Genomic DNA, 15,376 nt, shown 5'->3' with positions numbered 1-15,376 from the left:
TGCCTTGGAACTTCAAACACTGACAAGTCGCCCCGTGGGTTCATGGGGCGGATACGTAACATAAAGCATCACACAGCATATGATTTCTCTGCTCTTCGAATCTCGATTACTCGTCACTGTAACTTAGATACAAAAAAGGCTGCACAGAGGCAGCCTTTCAATCAAACAAAGCGAGTGAGATTAAACCGAGAATGGGTACTTAATCGCTTCGTGGCATTCGTAACCTTCAACCCAGAAGTCATCCATCGTTACCCATGTTTCCAAATCTTCTAGAGACTTAATCTGAGGATTGATATGGAATGTTGGGCCAGCTAACGGCTCACGCTTTAACTGGATATCACGCATAGGTGCAAGTTGATCTTCGTAAATATGAGCATTTACTAGCTTATGGTAAGCCACGCCAGCTTTCTTACCCGTGATTTGCGCCATGATAGCTAGGAAGACATACACTTGAACCATGTTGAAGTTCAGGCCTAGGGGTACATCGCAAGAGCGCTGAGTGCTGTTTAGGTACAGAGTATCACCAAGTAGTGAGAAGTGATGGCTGTACATACACGGACGCAAACATCCCATGTGGAACTCACCTGGGTTGTAGAAGTTTAAGATCTCGCCGCGGTCATCAATACCGTTAGTTAGATCATCAACAATCTTCTTCAGTTGGTCGATATGACCGCCGTCAGGTTTTGCCCATGCACGTCCTTGAACGCCATAAACACGGCCCATGTCATCTTCACCCTTGCGGTAAGGGTTATTCAGCCATGCTTCATTCAGGTTAGAATTCGCATCCCAAGTTTTAGTCCCTAGCTTACGAAAATCTTCAGCATTGTCGTAACCACGGATATAGCCAAGCAATTCAGCAACTGCGGCTTTCCAAAAACTCTTACGCGTTGTTACCAGTGGGAATTGGTTATTACCAACATCATATTCAAGGTCAGCATTGATCACGGTTAGGCAACGCTTGCCCGTGCGTTCATTTTCAATCCAAGTACCGTCATCAACGATACGCTGACAGAGATCTAAATACTGTTTCACACCAATTCCTTACTTCGTTTGTTGTGGTAATTCGTCTTTGTAGTGACCACGCTTGTATGCCCACACCATCATCAGCACACCGATGATAACCATTGGCAGTGACAAAATTTGTCCCATAGAGATAAATCCACCGAACAAACCTAGGTGAGCATCAGGTTCACGTACGTATTCTACTAAGAAGCGGAATGTACCATATCCAGCTAGGAATAACCCTGATACAGAACCAAGAGGACGCGGCTTTTTGATAAACCAGTTCAAGATGAAGAACAGCACGATACCTTCAAGCGCCATCTCGTAAAGTTGAGATGGGTGACGAGGAAGTGGACCACCGTTAGGGAACACAATCGCCCATGGCACATCAGTCACACGGCCCCAAAGCTCGCTGTTCATGAAGTTACCTAGACGGCCCATACCTAAACCAAATGGGACGAGTGGTGCAATCATGTCTGCCACGCCAAAGAAGGTGCGACCATTCTTTTTCGCATACCAGAACATTGCGGTGATAACACCCAGCAAGCCACCGTGGAAAGACATACCGCCAGTCCATACCTTAAATAGGTACAGTGGGTCTGCTAGGAAAAGGTCAAAGTTGTAGAAAAGTACGTAGCCAATACGACCACCCAACACCACACCTAGAAAGCCAGCAAACAGTAAGTCTGATACTTGCTCTCGAGTCCAACCACTACCCGGTTGATCAGCTCGGCGATTTGCTAACCAAAGAGCAAACATAAAACCGACAAGGTACATTAGGCCGTACCAACGAACTGAGATTGGTCCTAGTTCAATAAGAACAGGATCGATATTTGGGAATTCGATAAAACCCTGAGACATACTTGGCTCTCTATCTAAATTGATTAACGGTTAGCTCAATGACTAACAGAAAAGACACTACAGCAGCATTGTGGCTGCTATAAACATTAAAAATACCGCAAAGAATTTCTTCAGCACAGGGGTTGGCAATTGAGTGGCCAGTTTCGCACCCACTCGAGTGGTCAAAACTGAGGTACAAGATATCGCGATCAAAGCCGGTAGATAAACATAACCCAAGCTATACGCAGGAAGATCATCGACAGAAGATCCATGCCAAATAAAACCTAGCATTCCCGAAATCGCGATAACACAACCGCATACCGAAGATGAGCCGACGGCTTTACGCATTTCCACACCGTGATGGTTAAGGAAAGGTACCGATAAAGACCCACCGCCAATGCCCGCTAAGCTTGATACCAAACCAATCCCGCCGCCACACAACACGGTTTTAGCTGAACCCGGCATCGATTTTTGGCTCTTGGAGCGAATCGACAATAGCATTTGCAACGCCAACACCAAAACAATCACACCAAAGACTTTTGGTAAGTATTGAGCTGGAATTACATCGGCCACGAAAGAGCCGAGGAAGCCACCTATCACCACACCTGGCATCAACCATTTAACGACAAACATCTCTACGTTACCCAACTTTAGATGGTTAATCGCAGACGATCCCGACGTAACGATGATGGTTGATAGCGAAGTAGCCAATGCCATTTGCATCGCAAACTCTTGGGGGATACCCGCTTTAGGAAGCAAAAACAGTAAGGCAGGAACAACCAGCAAACCACCACCAATGCCTAGCAAGCCTGCTAAAACACCAACAATAGCACCAAGGCCCGCTAACAAGCCTATCAGTTCATATGACACGTTAAATCCTATTTTTTACCTGCTCGAATGAAGCCTGTAAATTCACGCTCTTCGAAATAGTTCAGCATCATACTATAGATGTCACTACCATACGGTTTTGAAAGTGCCTTATTTGCCAAATCCTGTAATTCAGCCAAGTTCGATTGACGAATCAAATATTTGGTTCTTGCGACATTCGAGGTATTCATACTTAACGTCTCATACCCCAATCCAATCAATAGCAGCGCGCCCATCGGGTCACCGGCTAACTCGCCACAAATACAAACAGGTAATTGATATTGCTTACAAGTATCATGAATTTGTTTTAATACCATGATCACCGCAGGGTGCATTGATTCATAGACATCGGATACTCGTGAATTGTTCCGATCAACCGCTAATAAATATTGGGTTAAGTCGTTGGTACCGACTGAAACAAAGTCGACCTTGTGCGCAATCAGCGGCAGTATGTACAGCATGGATGGCACTTCAATCATGATACCAACGCGAGGCATACGCACTCGGTTATCAAGCTCATGCACTTCATCATACGCTTGTTCAATCAACTGTAGCGCGTCATCCAACTCCTGTGCACCAGAGATCATCGGCAGCAAAATACTCAAGTTATGGCTTTCACAGCTCGCACGTAGCATGGCACGTAACTGAATAATAAAGATGTCAGGATGATCGAGCGTAAACCGAATACCACGCCAACCAAGGAATGGATTGTCCTCTTCGATAGGAAAATACGGTAAGGCCTTATCACCACCGATATCGAGTGTACGCATCACCACTTGTTTCTCTGGGTAGCTTGCCAGTACAGAACGATACTGCTTGAATTGTTCATCCTCTGACGGGAATCTTTGCTGCAACAAGAAAGAAATTTCAGTTCGATACAGCCCTACGCCATCAACGCCTTGGTTGATAGCGATGTTAGTGTCTGCACTTAAACCCGCATTAAGCAGAATCTCGACTTGCTTGTTGTCTTGCGTTTTTGCCGGTAGGTACAGCTCGCGATTGACCATAGAGGAGAGCTCACTCTCTTCTAGAATCAGCCCTCGATACTCTTTGAGCAGGCTTTTAGTCGGCTCAATAAAGATCTCACCGCTATACCCATCAACAATCGCTCGCTTGCCATTAGCTTGAGCTAGGTTGAGGTTTACCCCCATGACGGAAGGTATGCCAAGCGCTCGAGATAAAATCGCTGCGTGCGAGTTCGCCGCCCCTTCCAAGGAAATCACCGCTAAGAGCTTTTCTTTGGGAATAGACGCTAATACCGAAGCGGTTAACTCACGAACCACTAGGATAATCGGCTTCTCTAACGTGCGAAGTTCATGTTCAGAGTTGTGGAGGAAATACAGCAGCCTTTGTCCGAGCTCTCGGATGTCTTGTGCTCTCTCACGAAGATACACGTCCGACATACGAGCAAAGCGATTAGAATAACTCTCTACAACCTGTCTTAGTGCCCAATCGGCTTTATCGCCTTTCTGGATTTGGCTTTTTAGATCCTTACGCAGCATAGGATCGTTGAGTAAGTGAGTAAACAGGTCAAAGATCGCCAACGCATCTTTATTGATTTCGCTATCTAAGCGCTTTCGCATGCGCTTAAAGTCATTGAGGGCGTTTTCAACCGCTACCGCCAACAACTCATGCTCTCTCTCTATATTGAGCGTCGAAGCAGGATAAACATCGGTGAGTTCAGGCTGAGTGTTGTCCCACCATAAGTCACCAATCGCCACGCCCGATGAAGCTGCAATACCTTTAGTAGCCGGTAGCTTCTGTTGCTCTAACAGCCAATGGCCTTGAGTTTGGGCGTGCGCCACAATAACGGCAAGTTGTGCAGAGAGCGTGACAAGGAAGGATTCTTCCATCTCACTAAATAAACGTGGGGTCTTCTGTTGAATGACCAATACACCGAGCACTTGCTTGCGGTGGATAATCGGAGTACCGAGAAAAGAGTGATAGACGTTTTCTCCAAGCTCTGGAAAAAACTTATAAGCAGGGTGAGCAGACGCTTGTGCAAGGTTGATAGGTTCAGCACTTCTTTTAACAAGGCCAACCAGACCTTCGTCAAAACCAATGTGAATGCTATTGCCTTTGAAGATCAGGCCTTGAGTTGCCATCAACTCAAGGCGCTGCATATCATTATTTGCCAAATACACGGTGCAACATTCCGTCTGCATCGCACTGCATGTCTCTTTAACCAAAATATCAAGAGCCGTTGACACATCTTCAACTCTTGATACGTGTTCAACTATTTCCCTTAGTTGACTGAGCATGCTTAACCTCTACGCAATTTGCGCTTTCCTTTTATTTTTCGCTCTTTAAACGGCATTGCTAAAGATGCGAACTCTTTCATCGCTCGACGGTAAACATCTCGCTTGAAAGAAACAACTTGTCGAACTGGGTACCAGTAACTCACCCAACGCCAACCATCAAACTCAGGTGTACTTCCACGCTGCATATTGATATGCGATTCATCGCAATCTAAGCGCAAAAGGAACCACTTCTGTTTTTGTCCAATACAGACAGGTTTAGAATCCCACCGAACCAGTCGTTTGGGTAGCTTGTAGCGTAACCAATGACGACTTGTCGCGACGATCTTTACATCCTTTTTAGTAAGGCCAACCTCTTCATACAACTCGCGGTACATTGCCTGTTCCGGAGTCTCACCTTCATCTATTCCCCCTTGAGGGAATTGCCATGAATGTTGCCCGTATCGTTTAGCCCAGAAGACCTGACCATGGTTGTTACAGATTACAATACCAACATTTAATCGGTAACCATCGCCATCTATCACTGGCCAACCTCTATCTAAATTTTTAATTACTCTGATTTTTCCACATATCCCCAATCGGAGCAAACTTAGTGACGTGATAAGCGCTATATTTATGAATAATAACTAGGAATATGGATAAGTTTTGCTCAAATCCCAGTTACCCACACAATAGTGAGACATAGACCACATTTATTCACCTTTTCTGTGAATAACTATGTGAAGAATTACCCGCAATCGTTTTTTTTAATCCATAGATTCATCAACACCAAAAACAACAAATCAGTCAAAATAATTTTATTATTATATAAATCAGTAAATTAAAATAACATTCTAGTTTTAAAAAACATTAGAAATGTAAAAGATCTTTCAGAAACCTGACATGGTTAAAGATCAACCACTCCGATGTTTATCCACACTACTAAGTGAAAGATTCATTTTGAACCCCATTTGGCAAGCATTTTATCCACCATAAACCCCTGTTTATTTATCCACTAAATTAATATTTCAATTAATTACCTTTATGTCCTGTGGATAACCCTGAGTTTGATCCCTTCTCTCGCAAGGAGATCATTTCTTAACCAGTCGTCATTTGGTGATAACTTCTGATAAAATCATTTTTTTGATCATGCCTTTTATTATGAAACCAGAACCACAAACACAACAAGAGCTGTTAGAGCGCGCGTATGCCATCGCCGGAATGACCTTTCAAGAGCTCGCTGACGAAGCTGAGATGGTGATGCCAAACGACCTTAAGCGTGATAAAGGCTGGGTTGGGCAGCTATTGGAATGGCACTTGGGTGCACCTGCAGGCAGTAAGCCAGAACAAGATTTTGCCAAGCTCGGTATCGAGCTAAAAAGCATTCCGATTAGCTACTCTGGCAAGCCACTCGAAACCACCTTTGTGTGTGTTGCTCCTTTGATGGGTGTGCAAGGCATAACTTGGGAAACCAGCCACGTTCGAAACAAGCTGTCTAAGGTGTTGTGGATCCCTGTCGAGGGAGAAAGAGAGATCCCGCTAGCAGAGAGGCATGTAGGATCCCCTTTGCTATGGACACCAAGCGAGGCTGAAAACGAGCTTCTAAAAAGGGATTGGGAAGAACTGATGGAATTGATCGTGTTAGGCAATGTTGAACAAATAACAGCAAGGCACGGTGAAGCGCTGCATCTACGACCAAAAGCCGCCAACAGCCGAGTGTTAACGGAAGCCTACGGTGCAAGTGGAAAGCCCATCAAGACTAAACCGCGTGGTTTTTACCTAAGAACTCAATTCACCCACAAATTGCTGACGACACACTACGCATAGGTCGCTTAACGCACTTCAAAGATAGGATGATCAGTGTGTTATCAACCGTCGGTAGTAAGAAACGAGTTCTAATGAGGTTTGAGCGCCAGTTCAATATCACAGTAGCTTTGGCTTGGCTCATTACCAAACTCATCATAGGCGTTGTGTAAGCGAAGATACGCCTTTTCAAAGCCGAGCCGGAGTAACTCTTCTTTCACTTGATCCAAGGATCCAAAGTGAAGCGGCTCACCGTCTTGCTTTACCGGTTCTAGCTTGTGTTTATATTCCACTGCTAATAGATATTCCGAGATATCGGAACAGCCAATAACGTATACCTTTGGTGTTTGATACGAGTCTTTGTGCTCTCCATGTAACCACATGTCTAATTGATGCTTTTGCATAACCGTCCTCCCTTGCTCTATAAAGCTTAGTAGAACTCTTTTCCTTTACTAGATAACGACTTAAAAAAGCACAGATCTCGGCTTAAAAAAGCAAAAAAGAGAAGCAAGCGCTTCTCTTTTTTGGCCAGTTCTAGTTCAAAAGTTTGCACTTTCGACGCCATAACTATCACTGTTAATTATCTTAGGGGTTGAAAGGTGCTATCAACCCCGCAGATTACGTCGGTATTCGCGCACTTAAGACACGACGAAGGTGACGTACTCGACGTTCAATCGTGACGACTTCTGGTTCAGAAAAACCAATCGGTCGACCGTCAGCTTCAAGACCAATATCTCTTAATAAGTGAGTATTGTTCCATGGCAGCTCATATGAACTACGACGAACTTTTCGTTGCCATTCGCGCTCTTCACGACGAAGATCGGCACGGATAAGGACTGTTGCTAATTTTAAATATACTGAGTGACGCATAATAACTCTCCAGTTGTTGAATCAACTGAGGAAAAATAGCGTGTTAGATAGTATGAGGGCTTCTCACTTAGCTGCTATTTTTCCGCAGCCAAATAAGGGTACGGATCTATTAGTTAGGTTTATCTTGGGTGTTTCGATCGGCTATGGCTGATGTGAGTGACATATCAGTCACCATGTCAGTACACGGATCAAACGACGCGCAAATATGCTGTATAAAATCGAAATGTTTCATTTGCGCCTCCAAGCTAACTAAAAAATCCAAAAAAAATGGGGAAGTAAAAGCAGACAAGTCTTTGTTAAATCGTTGCTTTAACGGTTAAAGTCTAACCAAGTGAGTATATTATTCAACCGCTAATTGATTAACATTTTTAAAACAATGCATTCGCCTAAAATATTAGTTGCATATTCATTTACATATAACATATTCACTATGATTATATAAAATCACAGCATATCTCTCTTAGGGTCTAACTAGAAAACAACGGACTACCCTTCAGAAACAAAAAAGCCACGTAGATACGTGGCCTTTAATTTACGGTGACTGAATAAAGTCATGTAGAGAAGAGTCTAAACAACACCTTCAGAGATTAGGCTGTGTTTATTCAGCAAGCGGTACATCGTCGCTCGTGATACACCGAGCTCCTTAGCCGCCAATGAAACCTGACCACCGTAAGATTCCAATACAATCAGTAACGCATCGCGCTCTGAGCGCTCTCGAATACTCTTCAAGCTTCGGCGTTCATCATTCTGTTTTGGTAAATCCAGTTGGTGATCCTCAATGATCACAGCATCAGACATCAACACAACACGCTTAATCTGATTCATCAGCTCACGCACATTTCCAGGCCAATGGTATCGATTCATCGAACGGATAGCATCGTCTGAGAAGCTCTTCGCTTGAGCATTAAACTCTTTCGAGTACTCACGCAGAAAATGATTCGCCAGTACTGAAATATCGCTCACACGTTCTTTTAAGCTTGGAACATGAATACGCAGAACATTGATATAGTGATAAAGCTCTTCATTGAAGTCGCCCTCGATCAACGCCTTCTCGATATCAGAGGAGTTCGCGGCCAGAATACGCACATCGACAGATTTAGGTCCATTCGCAGTTTCAATCTTACCTTCTTGTAGAAAGCGCAACAGGTTCAGTTGTTGATTGCGTGGCATCGCTAAAACATCATTAAGCAAGATGGTTCCGCCATCGGCTTCTTCCAACATACAAGGCGCAGTCGCTGACTGTGCTGATATACCAAACACCTCGGCCTCTATTCTCATTTCAGACAAGGCACGACAGTTAACCGTTAAAAATGGTTTCTGTGCTCGCGACGAATTTTGATGAATCGAGCGTGCAATCGTCTCTTTACCAGCCCCACTCTCGCCATAAATCAAGATACTGACATCAGTCGGCCCAATACGCTTTACTTGGTCTCTCAAGCGCTTCACGGCCACAGAATCGCCTAGCAGTCCCATGTTGTTATTGATGCCGTAGTTTGGCCATACCTTCTGCTCAAGCTTAAGCATACCCAGTTGGTGACCAATGGTACTCAGCAATTGAGCATCTGGGATTGGTGCCGTGAAAAAGTCGATACAGAAGTTGACGATAAACTGGCAGATCGTATCAGAGCTTAATTGAGATTCACGGATAAAGGCGAGCCATCTCACCTGCTTGTTATTGCTCACAAGGTTAGCAATACCGTTGAGACTGAACTCATCATGACTAAGATCGACAATACCAATACATGGGCCAATATCAGCAATCAAGGCATCGGCTTTTCGTAAATCTGCACACTGGGTACACTGCCAACCCACTTGTTCTAACACTGATAACCAGGGTTCGTACGCACCACCAACGACGATAAGAGAACCTGGTAAGGAATCCATCTTAAATTGAGTTCCCATCCTTCTTCCTTATTCTATTTTTATTTAAATCAGACTAATACGAGTCACTGCTTCATCGTTCGACAAAATGCCGCGAGAGCGTATTCAGCGCAGAGACGTATAGTAGTGAGACTATCTTAGATTTTATGTCTCAATAGTAAGACTATGTCAGAAATAACGATTTTTCGAATCAAGAGTGCGGTACAGACTAGGTTTTGAAGCCCCAAAACAGAAAAAGCCACCCGAAGGTGGCTTTTTAATTACATAGGCTGTTACGCCCTATAAGCGAGAATTACGCCTGTGGACGCATTGCCGGGAACAAGATCACGTCACGGATTGTGTGCGTGTTTGTAAATAGCATTGCTAGACGGTCGATACCGATGCCTTGACCCGCTGTTGGCGGTAGGCCGTGCTCTAGTGCAGTAATGTAGTCTGCATCGTAGTACATCGCTTCGTCATCACCCGCGTCTTTCGCGTTAACTTGCGCTTTGAAACGCTCGTCTTGGTCTTGTGCATCGTTAAGCTCAGAGAAACCATTCGCAACTTCACGGCCACCGATGAAGAACTCAAAACGGTCTGTGAAGAACGGGTTGTCATCGCTACGACGAGCTAGAGGAGAGATGTCCGCTGGGTAGCCAGTGATGAACGTTGGTTGAATTAGCTGAGGCTCAGCCGTTTCACCAAAGATCTCTTCTAGAAGCTGACCACATGTCCAGAACGTTTCTACGTCTACGTGTACAGATTTTGCGATAGCAACCATCTTTTCACGGTCTTGTAGGTCTGCTTCTGTTAGCGCTTGAATCTCAGCGTGCTCAGGGTTGTAGTGTTTGATTGCATCGAACATGCTCATGCGAGCGTAAGTGCCACCGAACTCAACCGTTTCGTCACCGTAAGGCATAGAAGTAGAACCAAGAACGTCCATTGCTGCCGTGCTTAGCATCTCTTCTGTCAGATCCATAAGGTCTTTGTAGTCAGAGTACGCTTGGTAGAATTCCATCATTGTGAATTCTGGGTTGTGACGTGGAGATAGACCTTCGTTACGGAAGTTACGGTTGATCTCGAATACACGGTCAAAACCACCCACCACTAGACGCTTAAGGTAAAGCTCTGGTGCAACACGTAGGTACATGTCGATGTCTAGTGCATTGTGATGAGTGATGAACGGACGTGCAGTTGCGCCACCCGGGATCACGTGCATCATTGGCGTTTCAACTTCTAGGTAGCCTTTCGCGCTCATGAAGTTACGGATTGAAGATACAAGCTTAGAACGCACGATGAATGCATTACGAGAATCTTCGTTCACGATTAGGTCAACGTAACGCTGACGGTAACGCATCTCTTGGTCAGTTAGACCGTGGAACTTCTCTGGTAGAGGACGAAGTGCTTTAGTCAGCAATTCAAACTCTTCCATGTTCACGTAAAGGTCGCCTTTACCTGATTTGTGAAGCGCACCTTTAACACCGATGATGTCACCGATATCTAGGCCTTGGTACTTCTCTTTCAGTACTTTTTGAACGTCTTTCGCTGCGTATGCTTGGATACGACCAGAAGTTTCTTGAATCGCAAGGAATGGACCACGCTTCGCCATAACACGACCAGCGATCGCAACGATGTGGTTAAGCTCTTCTAGCTCTTCCTTAGTCTTCTCACCGAATTCCGCTTGAAGATCGCCAGCTAGGTGCTCACGACGGAAGTCATTTGGGTGACCGTTAGCTTTGCAGTTTTGGCGGATGTGATCCAGCTTGCTGCGGCGCTCAGCGATTAGTTTGTTCTCTTCAGGTGAAGAAGCTTCTTGTGCGTTTTCGTTTTGAACAGCATCAGTCATTAGAGATGTACCCTGCTTTTAAAATTTGGACCGCTATATTTTTGTAAATATAGGCATTTTTACCAATATTATTGGTAAAGCTTAATAGTTGATAAAGCTTACAGACCTGATTTCAGGCTAGCTTCAATAAACTTGTCTAAGTCACCGTCAAGAACCGCTTGAGTATTACGGTTTTCGATGCCGGTGCGTAAATCTTTGATACGAGAATCATCCAGCACGTAAGAGCGGATTTGACTGCCCCAACCGATGTCTGATTTCGTCTCTTCGCTCGCTTGTTTTTCAGCATTTTGTTTTTGAATCTCAAGTTCAAAAAGCTTAGCACGTAGCTGCTTCATCGCTTGATCTTTGTTCTTATGCTGCGAACGGTCATTCTGACACTGAACCACAGTGTTAGTCGGAACGTGAGTAATACGTACCGCTGATTCCGTGGTGTTTACGTGCTGACCACCAGCGCCAGAGGCACGGTATACGTCAATACGTAGGTCAGAAGGATTAATGTCGATCGTAATGTTGTCATCAATCTCAGGATAGATAAACGCAGATGCAAATGAAGTATGACGACGACCACTTGAATCAAATGGTGACTTACGAACTAGACGGTGAACACCAGTCTCTGTGCGTAACCAACCGTAAGCATACTCACCAGAAATACGTACCGTTGCGCCTTTAAGGCCAGCAACATCACCATCCGACACTTCGATAACTTCAGTCTTGAAGCCTTTCGAATCTGCCCAACGTAAGTACATGCGCAACATCATTGAAGTCCAGTCTTGAGCTTCTGTACCGCCCGAACCTGACTGTAAATCGATGTAGCAATCTGATGCATCGTGATCACCAGAGAACATACGACGGAATTCCAGCTTCTCTAGCTTAGCTTCAAGCTCGGCCAGTTCTGGTTCAATTTCATCGAACGTTTCTTGATCTTCTTCTTCAACCGCAAGCTCTAATAGGCCATCAACATCCTCAACGCCCTGGTCAAGTTGGTCGATTGTTTCTACTACCGCTTCCAATGCAGAACGTTCTTTACCTAGCGCTTGAGCACGCTCAGGTTCGTTCCATACATCCGGTTGTTCTAATTCTGCGTTTACTTCTTCTAGACGCTCTTTCTTAGCGTCATAGTCAAAGATACCCCCTCAGGATATTTGTGCGCTCAGACACATCCTGCAGACGGTTTTTTATAGGATTGATTTCAAACATTTTAGCTCATCATTTATGAGTAGAATTTAACCGAAGAATTGTACTCAAAAGTGTGACGGAGATACAGAATTTTTTAGAGTGGTGAACCAAGATTCAACAACTTAATGGGATATAAAATTGACAGGCATAAAAAACACGTAAATTTTGTAAGGGCAGGAAGGAAAACAAGCCCTGTTTTTGAACAGAGCTTGTTGAATTTGGCACTATATGATGAGCATTATTGAGCCCAAAATCACTATTTGGCTTCGATATGATCAATCATCAGCTGCAACGATTGGTTGCCGCGAAATTCGTTGATATCGAGCTTAAATGCAAGATGAACGGTTTTTACTGATGCATCAGGCCAGCGACGTAGGTCGACGTTAAAGGCAATACCGTCAATCATCACATTGGTTGGGTGGCCTTTGTAGAGCGGCTCAAGCATCAGCTTAAGGTGCTTTTCACCCACCAGCTTTTGGTGCAGCACTTTAAACTCACCATCGAAGATTGGCTCAGGGAAAGCTTGTCCCCACGGGCCACCTGAACGCAGCGTTTCAGCGGTGTGCATCGAGAACTCTTCTGGTAACAGCTCACCATCAGACAAGATAATGCCCTTCAGTACTGTTTCTCCAAGTTCATTCTTCACCACATCATTGAACAGCTTGCTGAAGCGTTCAAAGTCCTTTTCCATGATGGTTAAACCAGCCGCCATTGCGTGGCCACCAAATTTAAGAATCAAGCCAGGGTTTTGAGTATCAATTCGGTCCAATGCATCACGCATGTGCAGACCCGGAATTGAACGACATGAACCTTTGATACTGCCTTCGCCGCCATCTGCAAACGCAATCACTGGGCGGTGGTATTTGTCTTTGATACGCGAAGCCAAAATACCAATCACACCTTGGTGCCAATCACGTTGGAATAGTGCCAAGCCAGAAGGTAGGTCGTCTTTACCAAATTCAAGGCGCTCACAAAAAGCCATCGCTTCTTGCTTCATACCCTCTTCGATCTCTTTACGTGTTTGGTTCAAGCCATCTAACTCACTCGCCATTCGACGAGCCGCATGGATGTTGTTACTCATTAGCAGCTCAACACCAAAAGACATGTCGTCTAATCGACCAGCTGCATTGATACGAGGACCAAGAGCAAAGCCAAAGTCAGACGCCACCAAACGCTTAGCGTCTCGCTTAGCAATTTCGATCAAGGCTTGAATGCCCGGACGAGCTTTACCCGCACGAATACGTTGCAAACCTTGATGAACTAAAATTCGGTTGTTTTCATCGAGTGGAACCACGTCGGCAACCGTACCCAGCGCCACAAGGTCAATCAGTTCCATCAACTTAGGTTCTGTCATGCCGCGCTCTGCAAACCAACCCAATTTACGCATGTGAACACACAATGCCATCATCAGGTAAAAAGCGACACCAACCCCCGCTAGGGCTTTCGAAGGAAAAGCACAACTTTCAAGGTTTGGGTTAACCATAGCATCGACCATTGGCAGTTCATTGCCCGGCAAGTGATGATCGGTAACCAGAACCTCTAGCCCTTTCTCTTTAGCAAAGCGAACACCTTCAATTGAAGATACACCGTTGTCGACCGTCATGATCACTTCAGCACCAAGCTCGATTGCCTGTTCAACAACCTCAGGGCTCAAGCCATAACCATCTTCAAAACGGTTTGGTACCAGATAGTCGACGTTAGAGCTGCCGAGCATACGTAACGCTAAAACAGACAGCGCCGAGCTGGTCGCGCCATCGGCATCAAAGTCACCAACAATGATGATGCGTTTTTGCTGCTGAATAGCTTTGAACAACAGCTCAACCGCAGCATCAATGCCGCCCAGTTTTTGATAAGAGTGCAAGCCTTTCGCTGCTGTCTCTAGTTGGTCGGCACTGTCGATTCCACGACTCACATAAATGCGCTTTAACAAGTCAGGTAAGTGAGCAGGTAAGACTGAAATGTCGACCTCAGGACGGCGTTGGATCTCTATCATATAAAAATGGGCCCGATATCCATCAGGCCACTCCTTAAATCAAAAACATGGGGGATAAATTGGCAATACAGAAAACGAGATTATTGCTCTAAACGTTGAAGAAGTTGTGCTGGCGGTAAGTAACCACTCACCAACTCACCACTTGCTAGCACGATAGCCGGTGTGCCATTGATGCCAAGCTCACGACCTAATTGGTACTGTTTAGCAATGATCTGCTTTTGCTCTGCTAGATCTTTACCAGACGCTGGCATTTGACGGTTTACTTTAGCGTCATGCATCGCTGTTTTTGGATCATCTGAAGCCCAGATTGCTGCCATTTGATCGGCAACTTGCCCTGTCGCACCTTGGCGTGGGTAAGCGATGTAACGAACGGTAATACCCAGATCGTTGTAGCCCTGCATTTGGCTGTGCAGACGAACACAGTAGCCACACGTAATGTCAGTAAATACCGTCACAACATACTTTTCGTTATCGGCTTTGTATTCAATAACCGTATCCGACATCGCCGCGACTTTTTCAGCATTCAGCGGAGCTTGACGCTCAGCCAAAACATCACTGAACTTACCGTTTTCATCTAAAGAGTAAAGTGTACCGGCTAGAAAGTGATCGCCCTCTGGAGAAGAAAAGATAATGCCGCTGTTGGTTTGAACTTCTAACAAACCATCGATATCCGAAGGAACAATCTTATCGACCTTAATACCGATTTTTTCAAAACGCTTAGTTAACGCAGCTGTATCAATAGCTTGAGCTGGAGCAGCTTCTACGGCTGTTGATGTTGTTTCTACTTTCGCTTCTGATGCATTACATGCAGTAATCATAAGAGGAAGCGCTAGTAGAGGAAGACGGCGTAATACGCTCATTAAGTTCACCTTAAAAATAAAT

The 15,376-nt window shown here is 44.9% G+C and carries 13 protein-coding genes; 1 reads left to right on the top strand and 12 read right to left on the bottom strand.

Annotated features, from left to right (window positions below):
- Positions 1-180 precede the first annotated feature (180 nt).
- The 5 genes from AB6D58_RS16930 to rppH are packed head-to-tail and all read right to left on the bottom strand — an operon-like array spanning position 181 to position 5,491.
- A complete protein-coding gene (locus AB6D58_RS16930) occupies positions 181-1,032 on the bottom strand; it encodes a thymidylate synthase (RefSeq protein ID WP_017059339.1) in 852 nt (283 codons plus the stop codon).
- Positions 1,033-1,041: 9 nt separating this feature from the next.
- Positions 1,042-1,863 carry a prolipoprotein diacylglyceryl transferase gene (lgt, locus tag AB6D58_RS16925; RefSeq protein WP_017059338.1) on the bottom strand — a complete coding sequence of 274 codons (822 nt, stop codon included), beginning with the start codon at positions 1,861-1,863 and terminating at the stop codon, positions 1,042-1,044.
- A gap of 57 nt (positions 1,864-1,920) precedes the next feature.
- Positions 1,921-2,712, bottom strand: coding sequence for a sulfite exporter TauE/SafE family protein (locus tag AB6D58_RS16920; protein WP_017059337.1), 792 nt, complete (start codon positions 2,710-2,712; stop codon positions 1,921-1,923).
- Positions 2,713-2,720: 8 nt separating this feature from the next.
- Positions 2,721-4,970 carry a phosphoenolpyruvate--protein phosphotransferase gene (ptsP, locus tag AB6D58_RS16915; RefSeq protein ID WP_372111047.1) on the bottom strand — a complete coding sequence of 750 codons (2,250 nt, stop codon included), beginning with the start codon at positions 4,968-4,970 and terminating at the stop codon, positions 2,721-2,723.
- Between the two features lie 2 nt (positions 4,971-4,972).
- Positions 4,973-5,491 (bottom strand): RNA pyrophosphohydrolase, encoded by a 519-nt coding sequence (rppH, locus tag AB6D58_RS16910; RefSeq protein WP_017059335.1) that lies wholly within the window; start codon positions 5,489-5,491, stop codon positions 4,973-4,975.
- 616 nt (positions 5,492-6,107) lie between these two features.
- Here rppH and mutH point away from each other — a divergent pair.
- Positions 6,108-6,773 (top strand): DNA mismatch repair endonuclease MutH, encoded by a 666-nt coding sequence (mutH, locus tag AB6D58_RS16905; RefSeq protein WP_372157847.1) that lies wholly within the window; start codon positions 6,108-6,110, stop codon positions 6,771-6,773.
- A 68-nt stretch (positions 6,774-6,841) separates the two neighbouring features.
- Here the strand turns inward: mutH and AB6D58_RS16900 are convergent, their stop codons facing one another.
- The 7 genes from AB6D58_RS16900 to AB6D58_RS16870 form a co-directional block, all read right to left on the bottom strand.
- Entirely contained in the window at positions 6,842-7,153 is a 312-nt protein-coding gene (locus AB6D58_RS16900) for a DUF6482 family protein (protein WP_004735016.1), read from the bottom strand.
- Between the two features lie 214 nt (positions 7,154-7,367).
- Positions 7,368-7,619, bottom strand: coding sequence for a hypothetical protein (locus AB6D58_RS16895; protein WP_017059332.1), 252 nt, complete (start codon positions 7,617-7,619; stop codon positions 7,368-7,370).
- Between the two features lie 567 nt (positions 7,620-8,186).
- Positions 8,187-9,521 carry a cyclic-di-GMP-binding transcriptional regulator VpsR gene (gene vpsR / locus AB6D58_RS16890; RefSeq protein ID WP_017062873.1) on the bottom strand — a complete coding sequence of 445 codons (1,335 nt, stop codon included), beginning with the start codon at positions 9,519-9,521 and terminating at the stop codon, positions 8,187-8,189.
- Between the two features lie 271 nt (positions 9,522-9,792).
- Complete coding sequence (lysS, locus tag AB6D58_RS16885; protein WP_017059330.1) at positions 9,793-11,325, bottom strand: lysine--tRNA ligase; 1,533 nt, start codon at positions 11,323-11,325, stop codon at positions 9,793-9,795.
- 98 nt (positions 11,326-11,423) lie between these two features.
- A protein-coding gene (gene prfB, locus AB6D58_RS16880) for a peptide chain release factor 2 (RefSeq protein WP_100208942.1) occupies positions 11,424-12,522 on the bottom strand; the annotation gives its coding sequence in 2 pieces (ribosomal slippage) (positions 11,424-12,446 and positions 12,448-12,522; 1,098 coding nt in all).
- Between the two features lie 235 nt (positions 12,523-12,757).
- Positions 12,758-14,494, bottom strand: coding sequence for a single-stranded-DNA-specific exonuclease RecJ (gene recJ, locus AB6D58_RS16875; RefSeq protein ID WP_372157845.1), 1,737 nt, complete (start codon positions 14,492-14,494; stop codon positions 12,758-12,760).
- 80 nt (positions 14,495-14,574) lie between these two features.
- Positions 14,575-15,354, bottom strand: a complete 780-nt coding sequence (locus AB6D58_RS16870) for a thioredoxin fold domain-containing protein (RefSeq protein ID WP_372157843.1) — start codon at positions 15,352-15,354, stop codon at positions 14,575-14,577.
- Positions 15,355-15,376: the final 22 nt, after the last annotated feature.

Origin of the sequence: Vibrio sp. 10N.239.312.D08 (assembly GCF_041466145.1) — a bacterium.
In the GTDB taxonomy this organism is placed as follows: domain Bacteria; phylum Pseudomonadota; class Gammaproteobacteria; order Enterobacterales; family Vibrionaceae; genus Vibrio; species Vibrio crassostreae_C.
This window is presented reverse-complemented; position numbering and strand designations above follow the sequence as displayed.

Excerpts from the sequence above, each read along its gene's own strand:
- lgt (WP_017059338.1), bottom strand. The coding sequence starts at position 1,863 with ATGTCTCAGGGTTTTATCGAATTCCCAAATATCGATCCTGTTCTTATT.
- ptsP (WP_372111047.1), bottom strand. The coding sequence starts at position 4,970 with ATGCTCAGTCAACTAAGGGAAATAGTTGAACACGTATCAAGAGTTGAA.
- mutH (WP_372157847.1), top strand. The coding sequence starts at position 6,108 with ATGAAACCAGAACCACAAACACAACAAGAGCTGTTAGAGCGCGCGTAT.
- AB6D58_RS16900 (WP_004735016.1), bottom strand. The coding sequence starts at position 7,153 with ATGCAAAAGCATCAATTAGACATGTGGTTACATGGAGAGCACAAAGAC.
- AB6D58_RS16895 (WP_017059332.1), bottom strand. The coding sequence starts at position 7,619 with ATGCGTCACTCAGTATATTTAAAATTAGCAACAGTCCTTATCCGTGCC.
- vpsR (WP_017062873.1), bottom strand. The coding sequence starts at position 9,521 with ATGGGAACTCAATTTAAGATGGATTCCTTACCAGGTTCTCTTATCGTC.
- lysS (WP_017059330.1), bottom strand. The coding sequence starts at position 11,325 with ATGACTGATGCTGTTCAAAACGAAAACGCACAAGAAGCTTCTTCACCT.
- recJ (WP_372157845.1), bottom strand. The coding sequence starts at position 14,494 with ATGATAGAGATCCAACGCCGTCCTGAGGTCGACATTTCAGTCTTACCT.
- AB6D58_RS16870 (WP_372157843.1), bottom strand. The coding sequence starts at position 15,354 with ATGAGCGTATTACGCCGTCTTCCTCTACTAGCGCTTCCTCTTATGATT.